This window comes from Aquimonas voraii (assembly GCF_900101825.1).
GTDB classification, from domain to species: Bacteria; Pseudomonadota; Gammaproteobacteria; order Xanthomonadales; family Xanthomonadaceae; genus Aquimonas; species Aquimonas voraii.
Window position 1 is genome coordinate 1 of record NZ_FNAG01000002.1, and the last position, 18457, is coordinate 18457.

Annotated in this window: 25 protein-coding genes and 1 tRNA gene; 10 read left to right on the top strand and 16 right to left on the bottom strand. The window is 68.6% G+C overall.

The window, feature by feature from the left end:
* The 11 genes from BLP83_RS04670 to BLP83_RS04715 all read right to left on the bottom strand — a co-directional run.
* Positions 1–356 (bottom strand): hypothetical protein (locus BLP83_RS04670; protein WP_218121157.1); only part of this gene is annotated, 356 nt, incomplete at its 3' end.
* A 267-nt stretch (positions 357–623) separates the two neighbouring features.
* Complete coding sequence (locus tag BLP83_RS04675; RefSeq protein WP_091239496.1) at positions 624–2297, bottom strand: hypothetical protein; 1674 nt, start codon at positions 2295–2297, stop codon at positions 624–626.
* Complete coding sequence (locus BLP83_RS04680) at positions 2294–2758, bottom strand: hypothetical protein (RefSeq protein ID WP_091239497.1); 465 nt, start codon at positions 2756–2758, stop codon at positions 2294–2296. Before BLP83_RS04680 ends, BLP83_RS04675 begins: the two co-directional genes overlap by 4 nt.
* Positions 2758–2973 (bottom strand): hypothetical protein, encoded by a 216-nt coding sequence (locus BLP83_RS04685; protein ID WP_091239500.1) that lies wholly within the window; start codon positions 2971–2973, stop codon positions 2758–2760. Before BLP83_RS04685 ends, BLP83_RS04680 begins: the two co-directional genes overlap by 1 nt.
* 44 nt (positions 2974–3017) lie before the next feature.
* Positions 3018–3272, bottom strand: a complete 255-nt coding sequence (locus BLP83_RS04690) for a hypothetical protein (RefSeq protein WP_091239503.1) — start codon at positions 3270–3272, stop codon at positions 3018–3020.
* Positions 3265–3423, bottom strand: coding sequence for a hypothetical protein (locus BLP83_RS18580; RefSeq protein ID WP_176764008.1), 159 nt, complete (start codon positions 3421–3423; stop codon positions 3265–3267). The genes BLP83_RS04690 and BLP83_RS18580 overlap by 8 nt, the downstream gene beginning before the upstream one ends.
* On the bottom strand, positions 3420–3683 hold the full coding sequence (locus BLP83_RS04695) for a hypothetical protein (RefSeq protein ID WP_091239505.1): 264 nt from the start codon (positions 3681–3683) through the stop codon (positions 3420–3422). Before BLP83_RS04695 ends, BLP83_RS18580 begins: the two co-directional genes overlap by 4 nt.
* The gene (locus BLP83_RS04700; protein WP_091239509.1) at positions 3680–3859 is read right to left on the bottom strand and encodes a hypothetical protein; all 180 of its coding nucleotides are present in this window, start codon (positions 3857–3859) and stop codon (positions 3680–3682) included. Before BLP83_RS04700 ends, BLP83_RS04695 begins: the two co-directional genes overlap by 4 nt.
* A gap of 293 nt (positions 3860–4152) precedes the next feature.
* Entirely contained in the window at positions 4153–4368 is a 216-nt protein-coding gene (locus tag BLP83_RS04705; protein WP_091239511.1) for a helix-turn-helix transcriptional regulator, read from the bottom strand.
* A gap of 269 nt (positions 4369–4637) precedes the next feature.
* On the bottom strand, positions 4638–5816 hold the full coding sequence (locus tag BLP83_RS04710; RefSeq protein WP_091239513.1) for a tyrosine-type recombinase/integrase: 1179 nt from the start codon (positions 5814–5816) through the stop codon (positions 4638–4640).
* Positions 5817–5989: 173 nt separating this feature from the next.
* Positions 5990–6065: transfer RNA gene (locus BLP83_RS04715), tRNA-Phe, on the bottom strand.
* A gap of 401 nt (positions 6066–6466) precedes the next feature.
* On the opposite strand from BLP83_RS04715, the gene BLP83_RS04720 reads away from it, so the two are divergent.
* The 8 genes from BLP83_RS04720 (at position 6467) to BLP83_RS04755 (ending at position 14068) form a co-directional block, all read left to right on the top strand.
* A complete protein-coding gene (locus BLP83_RS04720) occupies positions 6467–6868 on the top strand; it encodes a DUF6491 family protein (RefSeq protein ID WP_091239515.1) in 402 nt (133 codons plus the stop codon).
* Positions 6869–7035: 167 nt separating this feature from the next.
* The gene (rfbD, locus tag BLP83_RS04725) at positions 7036–7944 is read left to right on the top strand and encodes a dTDP-4-dehydrorhamnose reductase (RefSeq protein WP_091239516.1); all 909 of its coding nucleotides are present in this window, start codon (positions 7036–7038) and stop codon (positions 7942–7944) included.
* Between the two features lie 185 nt (positions 7945–8129).
* Positions 8130–8588, top strand: a complete 459-nt coding sequence (locus BLP83_RS04730; protein WP_091239519.1) for an SUF system Fe-S cluster assembly regulator — start codon at positions 8130–8132, stop codon at positions 8586–8588.
* Between the two features lie 40 nt (positions 8589–8628).
* Complete coding sequence (gene sufB / locus BLP83_RS04735) at positions 8629–10068, top strand: Fe-S cluster assembly protein SufB (protein ID WP_091239522.1); 1440 nt, start codon at positions 8629–8631, stop codon at positions 10066–10068.
* A 192-nt stretch (positions 10069–10260) separates the two neighbouring features.
* On the top strand, positions 10261–11022 hold the full coding sequence (sufC, locus tag BLP83_RS04740) for a Fe-S cluster assembly ATPase SufC (RefSeq protein ID WP_091239523.1): 762 nt from the start codon (positions 10261–10263) through the stop codon (positions 11020–11022).
* Positions 11022–12314: a Fe-S cluster assembly protein SufD gene (sufD, locus tag BLP83_RS04745; RefSeq protein ID WP_091239526.1), complete on the top strand. Its 1293-nt coding sequence runs from the start codon at positions 11022–11024 to the stop codon at positions 12312–12314. Before sufC ends, sufD begins: the two co-directional genes overlap by 1 nt.
* Entirely contained in the window at positions 12311–13552 is a 1242-nt protein-coding gene (locus BLP83_RS04750) for a cysteine desulfurase (protein WP_091239528.1), read from the top strand. Before sufD ends, BLP83_RS04750 begins: the two co-directional genes overlap by 4 nt.
* Positions 13553–13618: 66 nt before the next feature.
* The gene (locus BLP83_RS04755; protein WP_091239531.1) at positions 13619–14068 is read left to right on the top strand and encodes an iron-sulfur cluster assembly scaffold protein; all 450 of its coding nucleotides are present in this window, start codon (positions 13619–13621) and stop codon (positions 14066–14068) included.
* A 273-nt stretch (positions 14069–14341) separates the two neighbouring features.
* On the opposite strand, the gene BLP83_RS04760 is transcribed toward BLP83_RS04755, so the two are convergent.
* Positions 14342–14803, bottom strand: coding sequence for a hypothetical protein (locus tag BLP83_RS04760; protein WP_091239534.1), 462 nt, complete (start codon positions 14801–14803; stop codon positions 14342–14344).
* Positions 14800–15372 carry an RNA polymerase sigma factor gene (locus BLP83_RS04765; RefSeq protein WP_091239536.1) on the bottom strand — a complete coding sequence of 191 codons (573 nt, stop codon included), beginning with the start codon at positions 15370–15372 and terminating at the stop codon, positions 14800–14802. Before BLP83_RS04765 ends, BLP83_RS04760 begins: the two co-directional genes overlap by 4 nt.
* A gap of 144 nt (positions 15373–15516) precedes the next feature.
* Between BLP83_RS04765 and BLP83_RS04770 the strand changes: the two genes are divergently transcribed.
* Both BLP83_RS04770 and BLP83_RS18585 read left to right on the top strand, forming a co-directional pair.
* Positions 15517–15849 carry a DUF6249 domain-containing protein gene (locus tag BLP83_RS04770; protein WP_091239538.1) on the top strand — a complete coding sequence of 111 codons (333 nt, stop codon included), beginning with the start codon at positions 15517–15519 and terminating at the stop codon, positions 15847–15849.
* Positions 15850–15852: 3 nt separating this feature from the next.
* Entirely contained in the window at positions 15853–15993 is a 141-nt protein-coding gene (locus BLP83_RS18585; protein WP_176764009.1) for a hypothetical protein, read from the top strand.
* 31 nt (positions 15994–16024) lie between these two features.
* On the opposite strand, the gene ptsP is transcribed toward BLP83_RS18585, so the two are convergent.
* From ptsP to BLP83_RS04785, 3 genes are read right to left on the bottom strand one after another with little or no spacing between them, the layout of a single operon-like run.
* The gene (ptsP, locus tag BLP83_RS04775; RefSeq protein ID WP_091239541.1) at positions 16025–17743 is read right to left on the bottom strand and encodes a phosphoenolpyruvate--protein phosphotransferase; all 1719 of its coding nucleotides are present in this window, start codon (positions 17741–17743) and stop codon (positions 16025–16027) included.
* Positions 17743–18012 (bottom strand): HPr family phosphocarrier protein, encoded by a 270-nt coding sequence (locus BLP83_RS04780; protein WP_091239543.1) that lies wholly within the window; start codon positions 18010–18012, stop codon positions 17743–17745. The genes ptsP and BLP83_RS04780 overlap by 1 nt, the downstream gene beginning before the upstream one ends.
* Positions 18005–18397: a PTS sugar transporter subunit IIA gene (locus BLP83_RS04785; protein ID WP_091239547.1), complete on the bottom strand. Its 393-nt coding sequence runs from the start codon at positions 18395–18397 to the stop codon at positions 18005–18007. Before BLP83_RS04785 ends, BLP83_RS04780 begins: the two co-directional genes overlap by 8 nt.
* Positions 18398–18457 lie beyond the last annotated feature (60 nt).

Consider the following 18457-nt stretch of genomic DNA (forward strand, 5'->3'; position numbering starts at 1 on the left):
GCGATGCGCGCGCCGGTCTTGACCAGTAGCGCATCCATCACCGCAACCGGCGCGAGCTCGGCCATGCGCTCGGCGTTTCGCATGCGCAGGCCTTCGGCGCGGGCGCGCAACAGGCCCAGGCGCTCGCGCTGCAGCTCGGGCGAGGATTGGCGCGCGCGGTCTGCGGCGGTGTCGCGGAGACGCTGCGTGTAGGCGCGGACCCACTCGCGCAGCGATGCGCCCTCGACCAGCACACCAGCAGCGATCAGACGCGAGACGTGCTGCTGCGACAGGCCGACCAGCAGGCCGAAGTCGGCTTGACTCGGCGCCGGCTTGCCCAGGTCGAAGCCAGCCAGGAAGCCAGAACTCAGGGGCATACAACCCCCCTCGCACCGCACACAGCCCCATGCCGCACCCCATGACTAGCGCGGGAATGCGGCCATGCAACCCGCACTTGATCGACCGCCGGGAGGACCCGGACCGCCCGGGGCATAACCCCGAGCACAGGCCATAACCGGTTGCCGAGCCCTAGCCCTAGTCGCGTTTTGCGGCCATGCAACCCGCATCCAGGCGCGCAGGGGAGGACCCACCCCCGGCCACCGGCCGAACCGGTCGCCGGATTTCCGGAGACGCCGGATTTGTTCTCAGCCCCTGACGGTTTCATATCCGGATGCTTTCCCATGCGTAGCTGAATCCATCTCCGGTAATCCGGTTCTCCGGCGATCCTCGACAACCCACAGGCCGGTGTTGCCGATTACGTCGCGACGGTGACGAACCACCAGCGAGCCGAACATGCGATCGCGCTGGCGCCCGAGGTACTTGCCAAGCCGGCGCGGGTTGATACCGCCCGGGCCGCCCGCGACGGCATCCAGCGCTCCGCGCAGCGGGCCATCGCGCCCAGCTTCAACGATGGCGTCTGCGACGCTTACAGCTCGATCACTGAAGGCGCGGCGCCACTCGGTCAGCACCTCGACTGCCGCTTCGCGCTCCGGGTCATCACGGTGCAGGGTGTCCAGGCAGGCGCACGGGTCGGCCATTCCCAGCGCTATCAGCGGGTCACGCACGCGCCGCGACCAATCCTCGAAGCTGCCGAGCGGCGGGCGCTGCGCCTCGACGGTGCGGCCCCACATCGCAATGGTCAGTAGCGCACGGACCAGCGGCACCCGCTCTTGGCGCGCACGCGCCACCGGGCAGAACTTGAACTCCCGCGTCTCCGGACGCTCGATACCCGGGTCGATATGGCAGACCAGGAAGCGCCGGCTCAGGTCGCCTTGGATCACCAGGTTATTGCCGGTGGCGAGGAACAGTGAGGCCACCTGCACGCGGGGCATCGAGCTGGAGCCCAGCACGCGGATGGCGACCTCGCTCTGCGTCATGGCGCTATTGAGCGCAGCCGAGCGCAGCGGCGTCTCCAGGTTGTCCAGGCACACCACCGGGTCACCGGCCAGCAGGGTGGCGCCGAGCCGCTTCTCGGCCTCTTCTTCCTTCGGTGGCCAGGACACCGCAGCCGAAGGCCGGCCCGTCGCCAGCACCGCGCACACGTCCGCCAGCTTGGACTTGCCCGAGCCGCGCACGGGCGCGGTGAAGCCGAAACCCGGGCACGTGCTCAGGCTCGGCCGCAGCACCGCCGACAGCATCGCCGCGATCGCCGTTGCTTCGTCGCTCGGGTCGACGAACACGAACCCACCCAGCAGCGCGCGCAGCGGCAGCAGCGCCGCCTCGGCTTCGGACTTCGTTGGCTTCGTGGGGATCGCGCCCCAATCTTCCGAGCTGCACACCACCGCGCGGCTGCGCGCGTCGTAGCCCTCCCGAACAATCGTGCCATCCGGGTGCACCACGGGCACGCATGCCACCGCGCGAACGGGCTGCACCTGCCAGCGCCCGACGCGCCCGAGGTACACGGCCGGCAGCTGGGGCGGACAGCCCACCGGGCGAATCTCCGTCGTGCCGTCTTTCAGCTTGAAGGCAGCGACGAATCTGGCCGAAGCCTCGAACGCTTCCAGCAGCATCGGCCCCGAGGCCGGCACCAGCGAAGGTAGGGAATCATCCCGCCGAACGCCTGCCGTCTTGGCGCCGAAGGTCAGGCGCACCAGCACATCGCCGCGCGCATAGAACGGCAGGCCCTTCGCCAGCAGTGCGACCTCGGCGGCGTCGGCCGATTCGTGGATCCGCCCCTTGCGGACAATGACCTCGGGCCTTGTGTCGGCGCCTGGCGGATCACCCGCCCGGCCGCGCTTCTTGGCGACTTGCGCCAGGCGCTCAAGATCTCGAGCGCTGGCCTTGTCCACCGCGGTGAGGTAGCCACCCGCGCCGGTCATGTCAGCACCGCCCGCGCGCCTTCCACACGCTCGCAGGCCACGCGCAAGCGGGCCAGGTCTTCGGCACTCAGCGGCTCGCCTGCGGCCAGCGAGCCCGCGGCGATCTCGATCACCAGGGCCTCGCGCCCCAGCACGCCCAAGGCCGCAGCCCACGCCGCCTCACGCGAGGCACGCCAGGCCGCGCGGCGCTCTTCCGGCGTGTGGGCGCGGCGCAGGTTCGGCGGGAACAGGTCGCGCCGCTGCAAGCCGAGGGCGGCCACAACGTCATCCACCGAACAGCCCGCGAAGCAGTGCAGCAGCACGCGGCCATCGTCACCGGCTGCGATCGACAGCGAGGCCGCGCGGTCCTCATGCGCAGGGCAGCGGCACAGGTAGCCGCGACCGGACCGCCGAGGGCGATCCAGACGCGACAACACCAGTTCCAGCGGCCCCGCTTCAACCTCCCGCAGAGCCGAGGGCATCAGACACCCCCGGCGATGGCGCGAGGCGGTGGCGGCGGCTCATTGCGCACGATGCGTTCAAGTTCAGCCGTGATGTTCTCAGGGAACCCCAGCATCGCAATCTGCAGCTTGATGTTCGCAGCCTGCTGCACGGCCATCGCCTCAGCCATTGCATAGCCAAGCCACGCCTGCGAGCCGTTCAGGATCTGATCGGCGGCCTGCTGCAGGGAGTGCACGGAGCCACGAAAGAACCGCCACTCCCGATTCTCTTCCGGCCGCCTCATGAATCACCCCGCGTACCGATCACGTTCCGCATATCTTCTTGCAGCCCTGCGATCCCGTTGGTCACCAGATCACGCAACGTCGCCGAGACCTCGTGCACCACCTCGAATCCGACGCTATCGGGATCATTCCGGACCCGCTCCAGGGGGCGGGCAGCCTCAAGAAGCTGCGAAAGCATCAGCTGTGCGCGGACTCGAGCAAACTCGCGCGCGACTTTCGGAGACAGGGGGAAGCGCTTGATTTCGTCAGCCACGGCGGACCTCCTGAGCGCTAGCGCGCTCGAACTCGCGACCCTCGGGCGTGATGCGCACCGCGGGCAGCTCGCGGACGGTGCGCTCGGCGAATCCGCGCTTACTGGCGCGGGCCTCGCGGCGGGCGTTTCGCTTCGGCTTGCGGCGGCTCACGAGCCAACCACCACGCCCGCAGCGCGGGCCATCTCGCGGAGCTTCTTCAACGGTTCGGCAATGTCGCCGAGCGCGCGGTCCATGCTGTCCGCGCCGAGGCTCGCGAGGAAGAACGGGCGGCGGTGCTGCTCGCGCTGCGTCTCGCCCATCATCGCGCCGAACAGGGCCTCGGCCTCGGCGAGGCGATAGTCGACCATCTCCACAGCATCCACCAGGTCGCGCAGGTCTGAAACCGTCATGGTGATGGTGGCGGTATTCATGCCGTCACCTCGGAGCGCAGGGCGGCGGCGATGGCGCGCAGTTCGGCGGCCAGGCTCTCGCTGTCGAAGATGGCGCGGCCCTCCAGGGCCATCGCTGCGTGCTGCAGCAGGCCGGGCCACTGTGGGCGGGGGACGTTGGTGCTCGCGGCCGTTGCGGCCGGGGTGCGGGTGTTCATAGCTTGGGACTCCGTCTGTGAGGGAGCCCACCACTGCGCTGTCAATCGCGAAGGTGGCGGACAGTACGCGGGTTGACAGACCGGCAGACGGACCGGCAGGGCTTGCGCCCTCCCACGCACTGCCCGCCATTGAAAGCTCGCGAGCACGCGCCACACCCTTTTCGCAGGCATGAAAAAAGCGCCGACCAACGGATGTGGGGCGCTTGTGCGCCGTCTGAAAACTGAGCGGCCTGTCAAAACCGCAGGCTGAGCATGCGACGGAACTCGCATGCACGTCAAGGCCCGCGCGCGCATCACGCGGCCCTCGGCGCGCTGCGGCTGGCGGCGATGCGACCAGCTGCCCAGGCGTCAACCTCGGCAGCAACCCAGCGTGCGCAGTTGGGGCCGATGGATACCGGCTTGGGGAAGCCGTTGTCCTCGATCCAGCGGTAAACGGTTGATCGACACACCCCAAGACGGCGCACTACGGCGCGAATGGGCAGGAACTGAACATCGGTATGGTCTTGCATGCGTTTCCCTCGTCCGGCCTTGCTTTCGGAGGGGCACCGAAGGGTGCCCGCGAACAGCTGCGGACAACATGCAACACCAAGTGCGTCCCGGTCTCGGGGGAACGGGATACACCTGCAAGGCATTGATTTATCGGCAAATCGCAAATCTGCGTCGGCAGCCGCACCCCGAAAGCCCGCAATTCACAAGGCTTCCGGATTGCCTTAGAACTGCATGTGCCCGTCGCGCCCGGGGGAGGTCGCCCAACAGGGCAGGCTTTCGCGCGATGTGATCAGCGCGCGCGAAGGGAGTCGAGGTAGTCCGCCCATGCCTGCATCATTCGGCGGCGTTCCGATAGGTGCGTGGTCCGGTTGTAGCTGCGGCCCATCGCGTCGCGCACTTCGTGCGCCAATTGGTGCTCGATCAGGTGCGCCGGAAAGTGCAGTGCCTCATCCAACAGCGTGCGCGCGGTGGCCCGGAAGCCGTGCGCGCTCTGCCGGTCTCGATAGCCCAGCGTGGCGAGCGCCGCGGCCAATGTGTTCTCGCTCATCGGCCGATCCTTGCCCCGGTTCGCGGGGAAGGCGAGGGCGCCGCCTCCGGTCACCGCGTGCAGCTCGCGCAGGATCTCCACGGCCTGCCGCGACAGGGGCACCAGATGGTCGTGGCGGGTTTTCATGCGCTCGGCGGGGATAGTCCACAGTGCGCCCTCAAGGTCGAACTCAGACCAGGGCGCTTGTCGAAGCTCACCAGGGCGGACGAATACCAGCGGCTGCAGCCGAAGCGCGCAGGCGACCACGGCGCTACCCGGATACGCCCAGAGCGCCCGCAGCAGAGTGCCCAGCTGCGCCGGGTCGGTGATGGCGGGGAAGCTCTGCGGCTTGGGCGGGGTCAGGGCGCCCGCCAGATCGCGCGAGGGGTCGCGCTCGGCGAGGCCGCAGGCGATGGCGTAGCGGAAGACGCGGCCGGCCACGCTGCGGGCGCGCTTCGCCGTCTCCAGGGTGCCGGCCGCTTCGCTCTTGCGCAGGGCGGCCAGCAGTTCGGGCGGCTCGATCGCGCCCACGGGTCGGGCGCCGATGTGCGGGAACAGCTTGCGCTCAAGAACCCAGGTCACGGCCACGCGGGTGGACTCGGCCAGGCGCTGCCGCTGCAGCCAGTCGCGGCCGACGATCTCGAACGTTTGGCTGCCGGCGAACTCTGCGGCGTGGCGGGCGGCCTTGCGGACTTCGCCGGGGTCTTGCCCTTGCGCCAGTTGCGCGCGGGCTTCGTCGCGGCGCTCTCGGGCTTGCGCCAGTGAGACAGCGGGATATGCCCCCAGCGCAAGCCGCTTTTCCTTGCCCCCGAATCGGTACTTCAGCCGCCACAGCTTGCTGCCGGCCGGGGATAGCTCCAGGTAGAGCCCGCCGCCGTCGAACAGGCGTTGCGGCTTGTCTGCGGGCTTGGCCTTGCGGATCGCAGCATCGCTCAGGGGCATGGGGGCATCCTCGCGGCGGGTCGGGGGCACTGCCCCCAATGATGCCCCCTCATGCCCCAAGATTGGGTGCGACTCGATGCGACCGCCTTGGACGGTTGAACAGCCCGAAAGCGTTGGAAATGCTAGCTTTGGGCAAAAAAAACCCCGCTTTTGGCGGGGCTTTTTCGGAAGTGTGGTGGCCAAGGACGGAATCGAACCGCCGACACGGGGATTTTCAATCCCCTGCTCTACCAACTGAGCTACTTGGCCAGTTGCGGCTGGCGTCAGCCCGCCGCAGAGCGCGCTATTAAAGCGGCAGGCAATCGCTCCGTCAAGCATCGAGGTCGAGTCGCCTGCGCCGATGTGGCTTCAACGCCCCCGGCGAAGCCGACAGGGCAGGGCGCGGCGAAGCGGGATCGCCCGGCCGGGGTGCCGCGCTCGCGTCCGGAGGAACCGGGTCGGACCACGCAGGGCGATACGAATGCCGGCGCTCGGCTGTGCGTCGCGAGGGCCTGCTTGATGAATGCCGGCTCACTTGCGCAGCGGTCTTCGCCGAATCGGGGCTCCCAACACTTCGATCCTGCGCGACGATGGCGGGCGCCGTGGCATAGAGGGATTTCGACGGCCGCGGCGTCAGTTGCCCCTGCCTGTTGGCATTGAGGAGATACGACATGATCCGTTCGCTGGTCTGGCTGTTGATTGGCTTTGCCCTCGCTTCCTGCGCATCGAGCAGCCCGCGTGAGCGCGACGAGGCCGCGCTGGCTCGCTACCGCGCACATGCCGGTGAGCCCGTCTCAAGCTTCCATCTTCGTCTGATGCGGGAGTGGGCCTCGCTGGGGCGCGCCCACCTGGCGGTCTACACCGGCATCAACGAGGCCTGGCTGATCGAGGTCGAACAGCCCTGCCAGGGACTGGACTTCGCCCGCGCCGTGCAACTGAGCTCGAGCGGCTCGCGGGTCTATGCGAAGTTCGACACGGTGCGCTTCGATGAGCAGGTCTGCCGTATCCGCGAGATCCGACCGGTGGACGTGCGTGCGATGAAGGCCGAGCGGCGCGCCGCTGCCGGGGACTGATTGGCTTGGCTCTCCCCAAGCGCGAATCCTCCCGGTAGCTTGCGCCCGCGCAGCAGGACTGCCCGCCATCGTTTTGGGGGCGGGAGGCCGTCGCGGTCAGTCGCAGGGTGCGCGTAGGCGCCGCGGGCTTTACCCTTCGCGCCCTTCCGAGCCTTTGGGGTGAGTCGATGTCGATCCTGGTACTGGGCGCGAACGGACAGGTGGGTTTCGAGCTGCTGCGGGCTCTGTCGCCGTTCGGGCCCATCGACTGCACCTCGCGTTCCGGCAGGTTGCCCGGCCTGGCCCGTTGCCATGCGCTGGATATCGCTGACCCCGAGGCCGCAGCGACTTTGATCGAGCGCTTGCGCCCGCGGGTGGTGGTGAATTCGGCGGCCTATACCGCCGTCGATCGCGCCGAGGACGAGCCCGAGCTCGCGTTCAGGGTCAATGCCGAGGCCGTCGGTGCCGTGGCGGTCGCCTGTGCCCGCCAGCAGGCTTGGCTGCTGCACTATTCAACCGACTATGTGTTTCCCGGTGACTCGACCCGCCCCTGGCGGGAAGAGGACGCCACCGCGCCGCTCGGCGTCTATGGCGCCAGCAAGCGCGCCGGTGAACTGGCGGTGCAGAGCAGCGGCTGCGCGCACTTCATCCTGCGCACTGCCTGGGTGTATGCGGCGCGTGGGCAGAATTTCCTGCGCACCATGCTGCGGCTGGCCGGCGAACGCCCGCAGCTGTCGGTGGTGGCGGACCAGCGCGGCGCGCCGACGCCCGCGCGCTGGATTGCCGCCGCGACCGCGGCCCTGCTGGCGCGCACCGACCTCGATTCGCATCAGGGCGAGCTGCTGCATCTGACTGCAGCCGGCGAGTGCAGCTGGCACGACTTCGCCTGTGCCATCTTCGAGGAGGCCGTGGCCGCGGGTCTGATCGCGGCAGCGCCCGAGGTCCGTGCGATCGGCACCGCCAACTATCCGACCAAGGCCAAGCGGCCGGCCTATTCGCGTCTCGACAATGCCCGGCTTCAGCAGCGTCACGGGCTGGCCTTGCCGGACTGGCGCATCGGCCTGCAGCAGGTGATCGCCGAGCTTGCCGGCGGCTGAGTCGGGGGCGCGCCAATCGGCCGTGCCGAGCTTCGGCGGAAGGCTGTCGCGCCAGCTCTCGGGCCGCGGCGCTCGCGTGCCGTCTGGCTTCCCTGTGCCTTGAAGGTCTTCATCCGGCCTGCATTGAGCCCGCCGCCCCTAATGCGTACAATTTCGGTCCTGTTTGACGGAATCGGCTGCCGCGCATGCTCCGCGTCACCAAGCTCACCGACTACGCCACCCTCGTATTGACCGTGATGGCGGCCGACGGCGAGGCCGTGCACAGTGCGGCCGGGCTGGCCGAGAAGGCCGGGCTGGAGCTGCCGACGGTGTCCAAGCTGCTGAAGCTGCTGGCCCAGGCACAGCTCGTGCAGAGCTTCCGCGGCGCCGCTGGCGGCTACAGGCTTGCGCGGCCGGCCGAAGAGATCCGGCTGATCCACGTGCTGGAGGCCATCGAAGGCCCGCTGGCGGTGACCGAATGCGTGGGCCAGGAAGGCCAGTGCGGCATCGAGCACCGCTGCGGCGTGCGCGCCAACTGGCGGCGCATCAACGACGTCATCGCCGAGGCCCTGCACGGCGTCAGCCTGGTCGATCTGCTGAAACCGCCGCCGCGCGGCCCCGTCCGCAAGACCCAATCCATCCCGCTGGTCATGGCCAGCGATTGAACGCCTCCCCGGCATCACGTTTCACCGCATAGGCAGCCCCATGGCCACCGAACGCAAGGACATCGAGGAAGCCCTGGCCCGACAGTACTCGGCCGGCTTCGTCACCGACATCGAGACCGAGATCGCGCCCAAGGGCCTCAGCGAGGACGTGGTGCGCATGATCTCGGCCAAGAAGGGCGAGCCCGAGTGGCTCACCGAATGGCGGCTGGCCGCCTACCGGCATTGGCTGACGATGACGCCGCCGGACTGGGCCAAGCTGAAGATCGACCCGATCGACTACCAGGACATCAGCTACTTCGCGCAGCCGAAGAAAAAGTACGCCTCGCTGGACGAGGTCGATCCCAAGCTGCTCGAAACCTATGAAAAGCTCGGCGTGCCCCTGCACGAGCGCGCCAAGCTCGCGGGTGTTGCCGTCGATGCCGTGTTCGACTCGGTCTCGGTGGGCACCACCTTCAAGAAGGAGCTGGCTGCGGTCGGCGTGATCTTCTGCAGCTTCTCGGAAGCCGTGCACGAGCACCCGGAGCTGGTCCGCCAGTACCTCGGCAGCGTGGTGCCGGTGGCCGACAACTATTTCGCCGCACTGAACTCGGCGGTGTTCTCGGACGGCAGCTTCGTCTACATCCCCAAGGGCGTGCGCTGCCCGATGGAGCTCAGCACTTACTTCCGCATCAACGCGGCCGAGACGGGGCAGTTCGAGCGCACCCTGATCATCGCCGACGAGGCCAGCCACGTGAGCTACCTCGAGGGCTGCACCGCGCCGCAGCGCGACGAAAACCAGCTGCATGCGGCGGTGGTCGAGCTGGTCGCGCTGGAGCGCGCCGAGATCAAGTACTCGACGGTGCAGAACTGGTACCCGGGCGACGAGAACGGCGTCGGTGGCATCTACAACTTCGTGACCAAGCGCGGCGAGTGTCGCGGGGCGAAGTCGAAGATCAGCTGGACCCAGGTCGAGACCGGCTCGGCCATCACCTGGAAGTACCCGAGCTGCGTCCTGAAGGGCGACGACTCGGTGGGCGAGTTCTACTCGGTGGCATTGACCCACCATCGCCAGCAGGCCGATACCGGCACCAAGATGATCCACCTGGGCCGCAACACCAAGAGCAAGATCATCAGCAAGGGCATCAGCGCCGGCCGCGGCCAGAACACCTATCGCGGCCTGGTGCATGTTGGCAAGGGTGCGGAGAACGCGCGCAACTACACCCAGTGCGACAGCCTTTTGATCGGCAAGCGCTGCGGCGCCCACACCTTCCCCTACATCGAAGTGCGCCGGCCCGACGCCATCGTCGAGCACGAGGCGACCACCTCCAAGATCAGTGACGACCAGCTGTTCTACTGCCGTGCCCGTGGCATCGGCGAGGAAGACGCGGTGTCGATGATCGTCGACGGCTTCTGCAAGCAGGTGTTCAAGGAGCTGCCGATGGAATTCGCGGTCGAGGCGAAGAAGCTGCTTGAGGTGTCGCTCGAGGGGGCGGTGGGATAGAGCCGGGATTCGGGATTGGGGATTCGGGATTCAATGCCCGAGCCTTTGATACTCCGAAGTAACCCCGGCTGCCGCTCTGTATCGCCCACCCCCCCCACCTGCCTCGCTCCGCAGGGAGAGGGGCTGAAACTTGAGGCTGCGGCACGTCTTGCCGCGCCCCCCACGAATCCCCAATCCCGAATCCCCAATCCCATGCTCGCAATCACCAACCTCCACGTCCGCGCCGGCGAGCGCGAAATCCTCAAGGGTCTGTCGCTGACGCTTGAGCCCGGCAAGCTGCACGCCATCATGGGGCCCAACGGCGCGGGCAAGTCGACGCTGGGCCATGTGCTGGCCGGTCGCGAGGGCTATGAAGTCACGCAGGGCTCGGTCGAGTTCAACGGCATCGATCTGCTGGCCCTGGAGCCCGAAGAGCGCGCGGCTGCCGGCGTGTTTCTGGCCTTCCAGTACCCGGTGGAAATTCCGGGCGTGAACAACACCTATTTCCTTCGGGCGGCATTGAATGCACAGCGCAGGGCGCGCGGCGAGGAAGAGCTCGACGCCATGCAGTTCCTGAAGCTGGTGCGGCAGAAGCTGCAGATCCTGAGTCTCAAGGAAGAGCTGCTGCATCGTGCGGTCAACGCGGGTTTCTCGGGCGGCGAGAAGAAGCGCAACGAGATCTTCCAGATGGCGGTGCTGGAACCCAAGCTGGCGATCCTCGACGAGACCGATTCCGGCCTCGACATCGACGCGCTGAAGGCCGTGGCCGATGGCGTCAATGCGCAGCGCTCACCGGAGCGCAGCTTCCTCGTCATCACCCACTACCAGCGCCTGCTCGACTACATCGTGCCGGACGTGGTGCACGTGCTGGCGGAGGGCCGCATCGTCGAGAGCGGCGGTCCGGAACTGGCGCGTGAACTCGAATCGCACGGCTATGCCTGGATCAAGGATCGGCAGAGCCCGGAGGCGGTCTGATGTCCGCCCTGCTTGAGAGCTTCGCCCAGCGCTGGGCCGAGCTGCCGGCGCCGCTGCGCGCGGCCGCGGACCTGGGCGAAGCGCGCAAGGCCGCACTTGAGGCGATGCTCGCCGATGGCCTACCGGCTCAGCGCGCCGAGCGCTGGCGCTACACCAACCTGCGCGCGCTCGGCCAGCGCAGCTATCGCGCCTCTGCCGGCGCCAGCGTCGACGCTGCGCTGATTGCGCACATCCCGCGGCCGCGCCTGGTCTTCGTCAACGGCTGGCTGGACACTGCGCTGAGCGACCTTTCCGACTTGCCGGTGGGTTTGTCCGTGCGCGCCCTGGGCCGCGTTCTGCCAGAGGCGCATGCGCGCGATGTGGCGCATCTGGGGCGTCGCTACATGTCGGCGGATGAGGTCTTCGCGCGCGCCAATGCCGCCTTGGCGGTCGAGGGCGCGGTGATCGAAGTCGAGGCCGATGCCCGCATCGAGGCACACCTGCACCTGGTGGCGATCGGTGCCCCGGAGTCGGCCGAGGCCGCCTGGCATCTGCGGCATTTGATCGACCTGGGCGCGAATGCGCGCCTCATCCTCGTTGAGCACGTGCTGGGCTTCGAGGCGCATGGGCATCTCGACAATACGATTGCCCAGGTGCATCTGAAGCCGGGCGCCGAGCTCACCCATGCGCGCCTGCAGTCGGCGGCCGAGGGCGCGCAGCTGTTCGCCCGCGTGGACGCCGCGCTGGCCGCGGGTGCGCTGTACCGCCGCGTCGATCTGGAGCTGGGCGCGGCGCTGTCGCGCTTGGAACTTAATGCCGAGCTTCAGGGCGAGGCCGCGGCCTTTGTCTCTGGCGGCGCGCAGCTGGTCGATGCGAAGCGCGCGGTCGACGTGCGCCTCGCCGTCGACCACGTAGCCCGCGACACGCGCTGCGACCTGCGCTGGCGTGGTCTGGCCGCGGGCCGCGGCAAGCTCAGCTTCTATGGCGGCATCCGCATCCGCGAAGGCGCGGACGGCACCGATGCCGAGCTCTCGGATCGCAACCTGCTGCTGTCGGACACCGCCGAGGTCAACACCCAGCCGGTGCTGGTGATCGATGCCGACGAGGTCAAGGCCGCGCACGGTGCGACGGTCGGCCAGCTCGACGCCGCCGCGCTGTTCTACCTGCGCTCGCGCGGGATTCCGCGCGACGAAGCCCGCGCGCTGCTGACCCGCGCCTTCCTCGTCGAGGCCATCGAGGTCGGCGAGCAGTCGGCGCTGATCGAAACCCTGACCGATGCGCTGATCGCGCGCATCGAAGGAGCCGCCCTGTGAACGCCCAGCGCCAGCCCCACGCGTCCATCGACTGGCTCGCCCTGCGCGCCGAGTTCCCGGTGCTGGCGCGCGAAGTCCACGGCAAGCCCCTGGTCTATCTCGACAACGCCAACACCGGTCAGAAGCCGCGAACGGTGATCGAGGCCATGGACGCCTACTACAGGCGCTACACGGCCAATGTGGCGCGCGCGGTGCACAGCCTGGGCGAAGAGGCGACCGCTGCCTACGAAGGCGCACGCGCCAAACTCGCGAAGTTCCTGAACGTCCGGTCCGATGAGCTGGTGTTCACCTCGGGCACCACCCAGGCCATCAACCTCGTCGCCTACAGCTACCTGCTGCCCAAACTGCAGGCCGGCGACGTGATCCTCGCCAGCCGCATGGAGCATCACGCCAACCTTGTGCCCTGGCAGCTGATCGCCGAGCGCACCGGCGCCACGGTGCTGCCGGTCGAGATCCTGCAGAACGGCGAGCTTGATCTCGTCGACCTCGAGAAGAAGCTCGACGGTCGCGTCAGGCTGCTGGCTGTCACCCACGTCAGCAATGTGCTGGGCACGGTGACGCCGATCCGCGAGATCTGCGCCATGGCGCGCCGCCATGGCGTGCCGGTGCTGGTTGACGGTTCGCAGGCGGTGCCGCACATGCCGGTCGACATCGCCGCGATCGGCTGCGATTTTTATGCGTTCACCGGCCACAAGATGGCTGGCCCCACCGGCACCGGCGCACTGTGGGCGAAGCGCGAGCATCTCCAGGCGATGCCGCCCTTCTTCGGCGGCGGCGAGATGATTCGCTCGGTCAGCTTCGAGCGCACCACCTTCAACGAGCCGCCGCACAAGTTCGAGGCCGGTACGCCCAATATCTCCGGCTTCATCGGTCTGGGCGCCGCGGCGGATTTCCTGTCCGGCATCGGCATGCCGGCGATTGCCGAGCGCGAGCAGTACCTGCTGGGTGTCGCCACCGAAGCGCTGCGCGCCGTGCCCGGCCTGCGTATCTTCGGCGAAGCGCGCGAGAAGGCGGCGGTGATCTCCTTCCTTGTCGAAGGTGCGCACGCGCATGACCTCGCGACCTTGCTGGATCTCGAAGGCATCGCGGTGCGCTCGGGTCACCACTGTGCGCATCCGCTGATGAGCTTCTTTGGCGTGCCGGCGACCCTGCGAGCCAGCCTCGCGTTCTTCAATACCGAAGCCGAGATCGAGGCGCTGGTGCGCGGGATCGACAAGGCGCGGCGCTTGTTGGGCTGAGAGCCGGGCAGTGGGGCTGCAGTGGGCGGCAGGCATCGAATCCCGATTCTCCATTGGCTCTCGCGCATGTCGAACCCCTACCGGTCTGCCATTCTCGATCACAGTCGGGCGCCGCACCGGCGCGGCGTGTTGCTGCAGCCAACGCACTGCGGCTGCGGCGAAAACGCGCTCTGCGGCGACAGCCTGAGTGTGCAGCTGCGGGTGGCAGAGGGGCGCATTCTCGATTACGCCTTCGAAGCCGAGGCCTGCGCGATCGTGGTCGCTACGGCCTCGATGCTCGGGGAGGCGCTGGTCGGACATGCGCCGACCCGGCTGGAAGCGATCGAAGCGGATCTGCGGCGCCTCTTGGGCCAGACCCAGCCAGAACCTGACGGCGCTCTGGCTGTTCGCCTCGGCGCGCTCGCCGATCTTGCGGAGATGCGCGCGCTGCCGCGCCGCCATCGCTGCGTCATGCTGGCGCTCGAAGCCGTGCGCGCGGCGCTGATGGCGCCGAGTGCGGCGAACAACGCGGAGTGATGCGGAGCGCGGAAGACGCCGAGAGGCCATCGCGATCACGCGCTTCGCGCGCATAGGGTGTGCCAGTGGCGCACCGCGTCTGGTCGAGTCGCGTGATTGAGCGCCTACTTGAACTCGGGCCCATGCGCTTTCGGTTTCGTTCCCTGCGAGCCGTCACTCGCAGGCGTGGGTGCGCGACACGCGCACCCTACAGCTTCCAGCGACGCCTTCGCTCCCGCGAAGGACGCGGTCAGCGTTCGCATGAGGTGTGCCTGCGGCGCACCATGTCCATGCCTAGGCAGGCCCGCCGCGCCGCCGCTCGATCAGCCCGCTCACCAGCCCGCTCAGCGCCAGCGTCGCCGCGCCCATCAGCGCCCAGTGCAGGCCAATGTCCGAGGCCGCGGGCAGCCGCCACTGCAGCGGCTGCAGCAGCTCGGCCAGCACTGGCAGGCCGTAGAACAGGGCGAGCAGGCCGCCCAGTGTCAGCACGCCACCGAGCAGGGCGATCTCGAAGCGATCGCCGGCGTCGCCGCGCTGCACGCGTTGCTGCAGGCGCGCGGCGAAGCCGACGGGCAGGGCAGGGGCGGGCAGCGCGGCCGCGCGCGCCAGTGCCCGGTACAGCGGATCTTGCGTGGCCCCCGAGACCTCACCGGCGACGGCGGATCCTCGCGCGGCCTCCTGGCGGCGCCATTCGGCTCCGATGCGGGGATCGATTGCCGTGTTGCCGGGGACGGGGGAATCGGCTCGGTGGCTCATGCGGTTTCTCCGATCGCTTCCTTCAGCGCCTCACGCAGGCGCAGGCGGATGCGAAACAGCAGGTTTTTGATGGTGCCCTCGGGTCGCTCGGTGATGCGGGCGATCTCGGCGATGCCCAGCTCCTCGGCATGGTAGAGGCTGAGCACGGTGCGCTGCAGCGGCGGCAGGGCCTCGACCAGGCGCAGCGCATGCGCGTGCAGCTCGGCCTCGGCGAAATCCGCGGCGACATCGGCCTCGTCGGCGATGTGGTCGAGCGGGTCGAAGGCCTCGCCGTCCTCGAACAGGCCGCCGCGCTCGATCGGCAGCGACTTGCGCTCCAGGTGGCGGCTGCCGAGGCTGAAGGCGATCCGGCCAATCCAGCTCGACAAGGCGCAGTCGAAGCGGAACTGGTCGAGCTTGCGGTACACGCGCAGGAAGCATTCCTGCGACAGGTCCTCGGCGTCCTGCTCCGACCGCACCATGCGCAACAGGATGTGCCAGACCAGGCGCTGGTGCGCCTCGACCAAGCGCGCGAAGGCGCCGGGGCGTTCGCGCAGCACATCGTCCACCAGGGTGCGGTCCTCACTCATGCGGACATCAGATACACCGAGGCTGACGACGGTTGCAGTGCCGCCAGTGAAAAAAATCCGACCGACTCGTGCAACCGTCGGCGCGCTGGCCGTCTCTGATCCTCCCAGGCAGGCATGGAGCCTGCCGCGCAAAGGAGAGACACCATGGACTTCACCATCCTGATTCCGATCACCCTGTTCATCGTGATCGCCTACATCGTCAAGGTCATCCTCGACGGCCGCGTGCGGCGTCGGCTGGTCGAGTCCAGCGCCTCCGAATCGCTGGTGCGCTCGCTGATCGAGGCCGACGAGCTCGCGCGCCGTACGGCAGCTTTGAAGTGGGGCATGGTCCTGACCTCGCTGGGTGCCGCCTTCGGCCTGATCGAATGGCTGGACCTGCGTGCCGACAGTCCGGGCACCTTCGGCCTGCTGTTCGTCGCCGCCGGCCTCGGCATGCTGGCCTATCACCTGCTCGCGCAGCGCGGCCGCGGCGGCTGAACCATGGATACCGGCATCGATCTGCCTGCGCGGATCGAGCACGGCCTGTCGGCGCTGGCGCTGGGTCTGCTGCTGTGGGGCCCGGTGCCACCGGAGGCGCTGCTGCGCTTCACCTGGGCGTGGTTTCGGATCCTGCTGGTGTAGCCGTGCGCGTCGCTGCGCGCGCCCGCGAGGTTCAGCGCACTGCTTTCAGCAGCCGCTCGATGCCGGCCCGATCGCTGGCCCGCAGCAGTCGGCTGCCCAGCCTGCGCAGCTCGCCCAAGTCGCTGTCGCGGATGATCGCGCGCACCTCCAGCAGCGTGTTCGGATGGAGGCTGAACTCGGTCAGGCCCAGCGCCAGCAGCAGGCGCGTATGGGCGGGGTCGCCGGCCATCTCCCCGCAGACCGAGGTCGACAGGCCGCGGCGCTGGCCGAACTGCAGGATCTCGCGCAGCACGCGCAGCACCGCCGGATGCAGCGGGCTGCTGTGAGCGGCCACCGCATCATTGCCGCGATCGATGGCCAGCAGGTACTGCACCAGGTCGTTGGTGCCGATGCTCAGGAAATCGACTTCGCGCCCGAAGGATGACAGGGCGAGCGCAGCCGCCGGCACCTCGATCATCATGCCAAGAGCGACCTTCTTCGCGACGGCGTGACCTTCGGCTTCAAGCTCGCGGGCACAGGCATCGACGAGCCCGCGTACCGCGCGCACTTCCTCGCGGAAGCCGACCATGGGCACGAGGATGTTGACCTTGCCGTAGGCCGAGGCGCGCAGCAGGGCTCGCAGCTGGCTGCGGAACAGCGCCGGCTGGGACAGCGAAAGCCGCACGCCGCGCAGGCCGAGCGCCGGGTTGGGTTCGTGGCTCAGCGCGATGCCGGCGCGGTCGGCCTTGTCGGCGCCAAGGTCGAGGGTGCGCAGGGTGACCGGGCGGCCGCGCATGGCCATGACCAGGTCGCGATAGACGAGGAACTGGGCGTCCTCGTCGGGTGCGCCGCGGCCCTGCATGAACAGGAACTCGGTGCGGTAGAGGCCGATGCCCGAAGCGCCGAGCGCATAGGCCTGGTGTACGTCCTCGCGCGATTCCGCATTGGCCAGCAGGCGGATTTCGACGCCGTCACGGGTCACCGTTTCGGCGTCGCGCAGCTTCTGCAGGGCGCGTCGCTCGCGGGCGTTTTCGCGCTGCAGGCGCTTGAAGCGCCGCAGGTCCTCGGCGTCGGGCTCGATGATGACTTCGCCGCTGTGGCCATCGACCAGCAGGGCGTCGCCTTCGTTGATCTGGGCGACGGCTTCATGCGCACCCACGATCAGCGGCAGGTGCAGGCTGCGCGCGAGGATGGCGCTGTGCGAGAGCGCGCTGCCGGCGCCGGTGATGATCGCCACCACGCCGCGCTCGGTCAGCTGCGATAGCTCGGCCGGCGCCACGTTGTCGGTCACCAGCACTTCGCCGGACACGCCCGGCGTGGTGCTTTCGGGACTGCGGTGCAGGGCCGCCCAGACCCGGCCGATGACGTGCTCCAGATCCTCGCGGCGCGAGCGCATGTAGGGGTCGTCGATCGCATCGAAGACCGCGACCAGGCGGTCGCGCTGCAGCTTGAGCGCGTAGTCGGCCGTGAAGCGCGCAGTGCGGATCAGGTCGTCGAGACCCAGCACCAGCTCAGGGTCGTCGAGGATCAGCTGGTGAATGTCGAGGAACTCGCCCAGCTCATGCGCCAGCGCACCCTGCAGGCGCTCGCGCATCTGCTGCAGCTCGGCGCGGGCGGTGTCCAGCGCCATGTGCAGACGTTCGATCTCGGCCTCGATGGCGCCTTCGGGGATGCGCTCCTCGCGCACCTCGTGCATCTGCGGCTCCCGCACGTGCGCGCGACCGAGCGCGAGTCCGCGCGAGGCCGGCTGGCCGTGCAGGACGAGGCGCATCAGCCCTCCTCGTCGAAGCCGCGGGCGAACAGGTCGGCGGCTGCCGACATTGCGGCGTCTTCGTCGGGGCCGTCGACCCGCAGCAACACGCTGCTGCCCTGGGCGGCGGCAAGCAGCATCACACCCATGATGCTCTTGGCGTTGACCTCACGGCCGCGGCCGACCAGGAAGGCGTTGGACTTGAACCCGCCGAGCAGCTGCACCAGCTTGGCCGAGGCCCGCGCGTGCAGGCCGAGTCGGTTCACCACCAGCAGTTCGCGCTCAAGCATGGCCGTTCACCACTCCGCTGCGGGCGCCGGTGACCGCGGTCTGGGCCAGCGCCTCCAGGTTCTGTTCCGGATAGTTCAGCACGCGCAGCAGCATCGGCAGGCTCAGGCCGGAGACGCGCCGCACCGTGACCGGGGTGGATTCCAGTCGTGCGGCGAGGTTGCTGGGCGAAGCGCCGTAGAGGTCGGTCAGGATCAGCACGCCCTCGCCGCCGTCGAGGCGGTCGAGCGCACCGCGTGCGCGCATCGCGAGTTCATCGAGCGCGGCATCGAAGGGCACCTCCAGCACCTCGACCGGCAGGGTCGGATTGCCCAGCACCTTCTGCACCACGGCGCGCAGCGCGGTGCCGATCCCCGGATGGGTCAGCAGCAGAATCCCGACGGCCATCAGAGGCTTCCTCCGGGCAGCGACGCGTGTACGACCGACGCCGATACGCGGCGCTTCTCC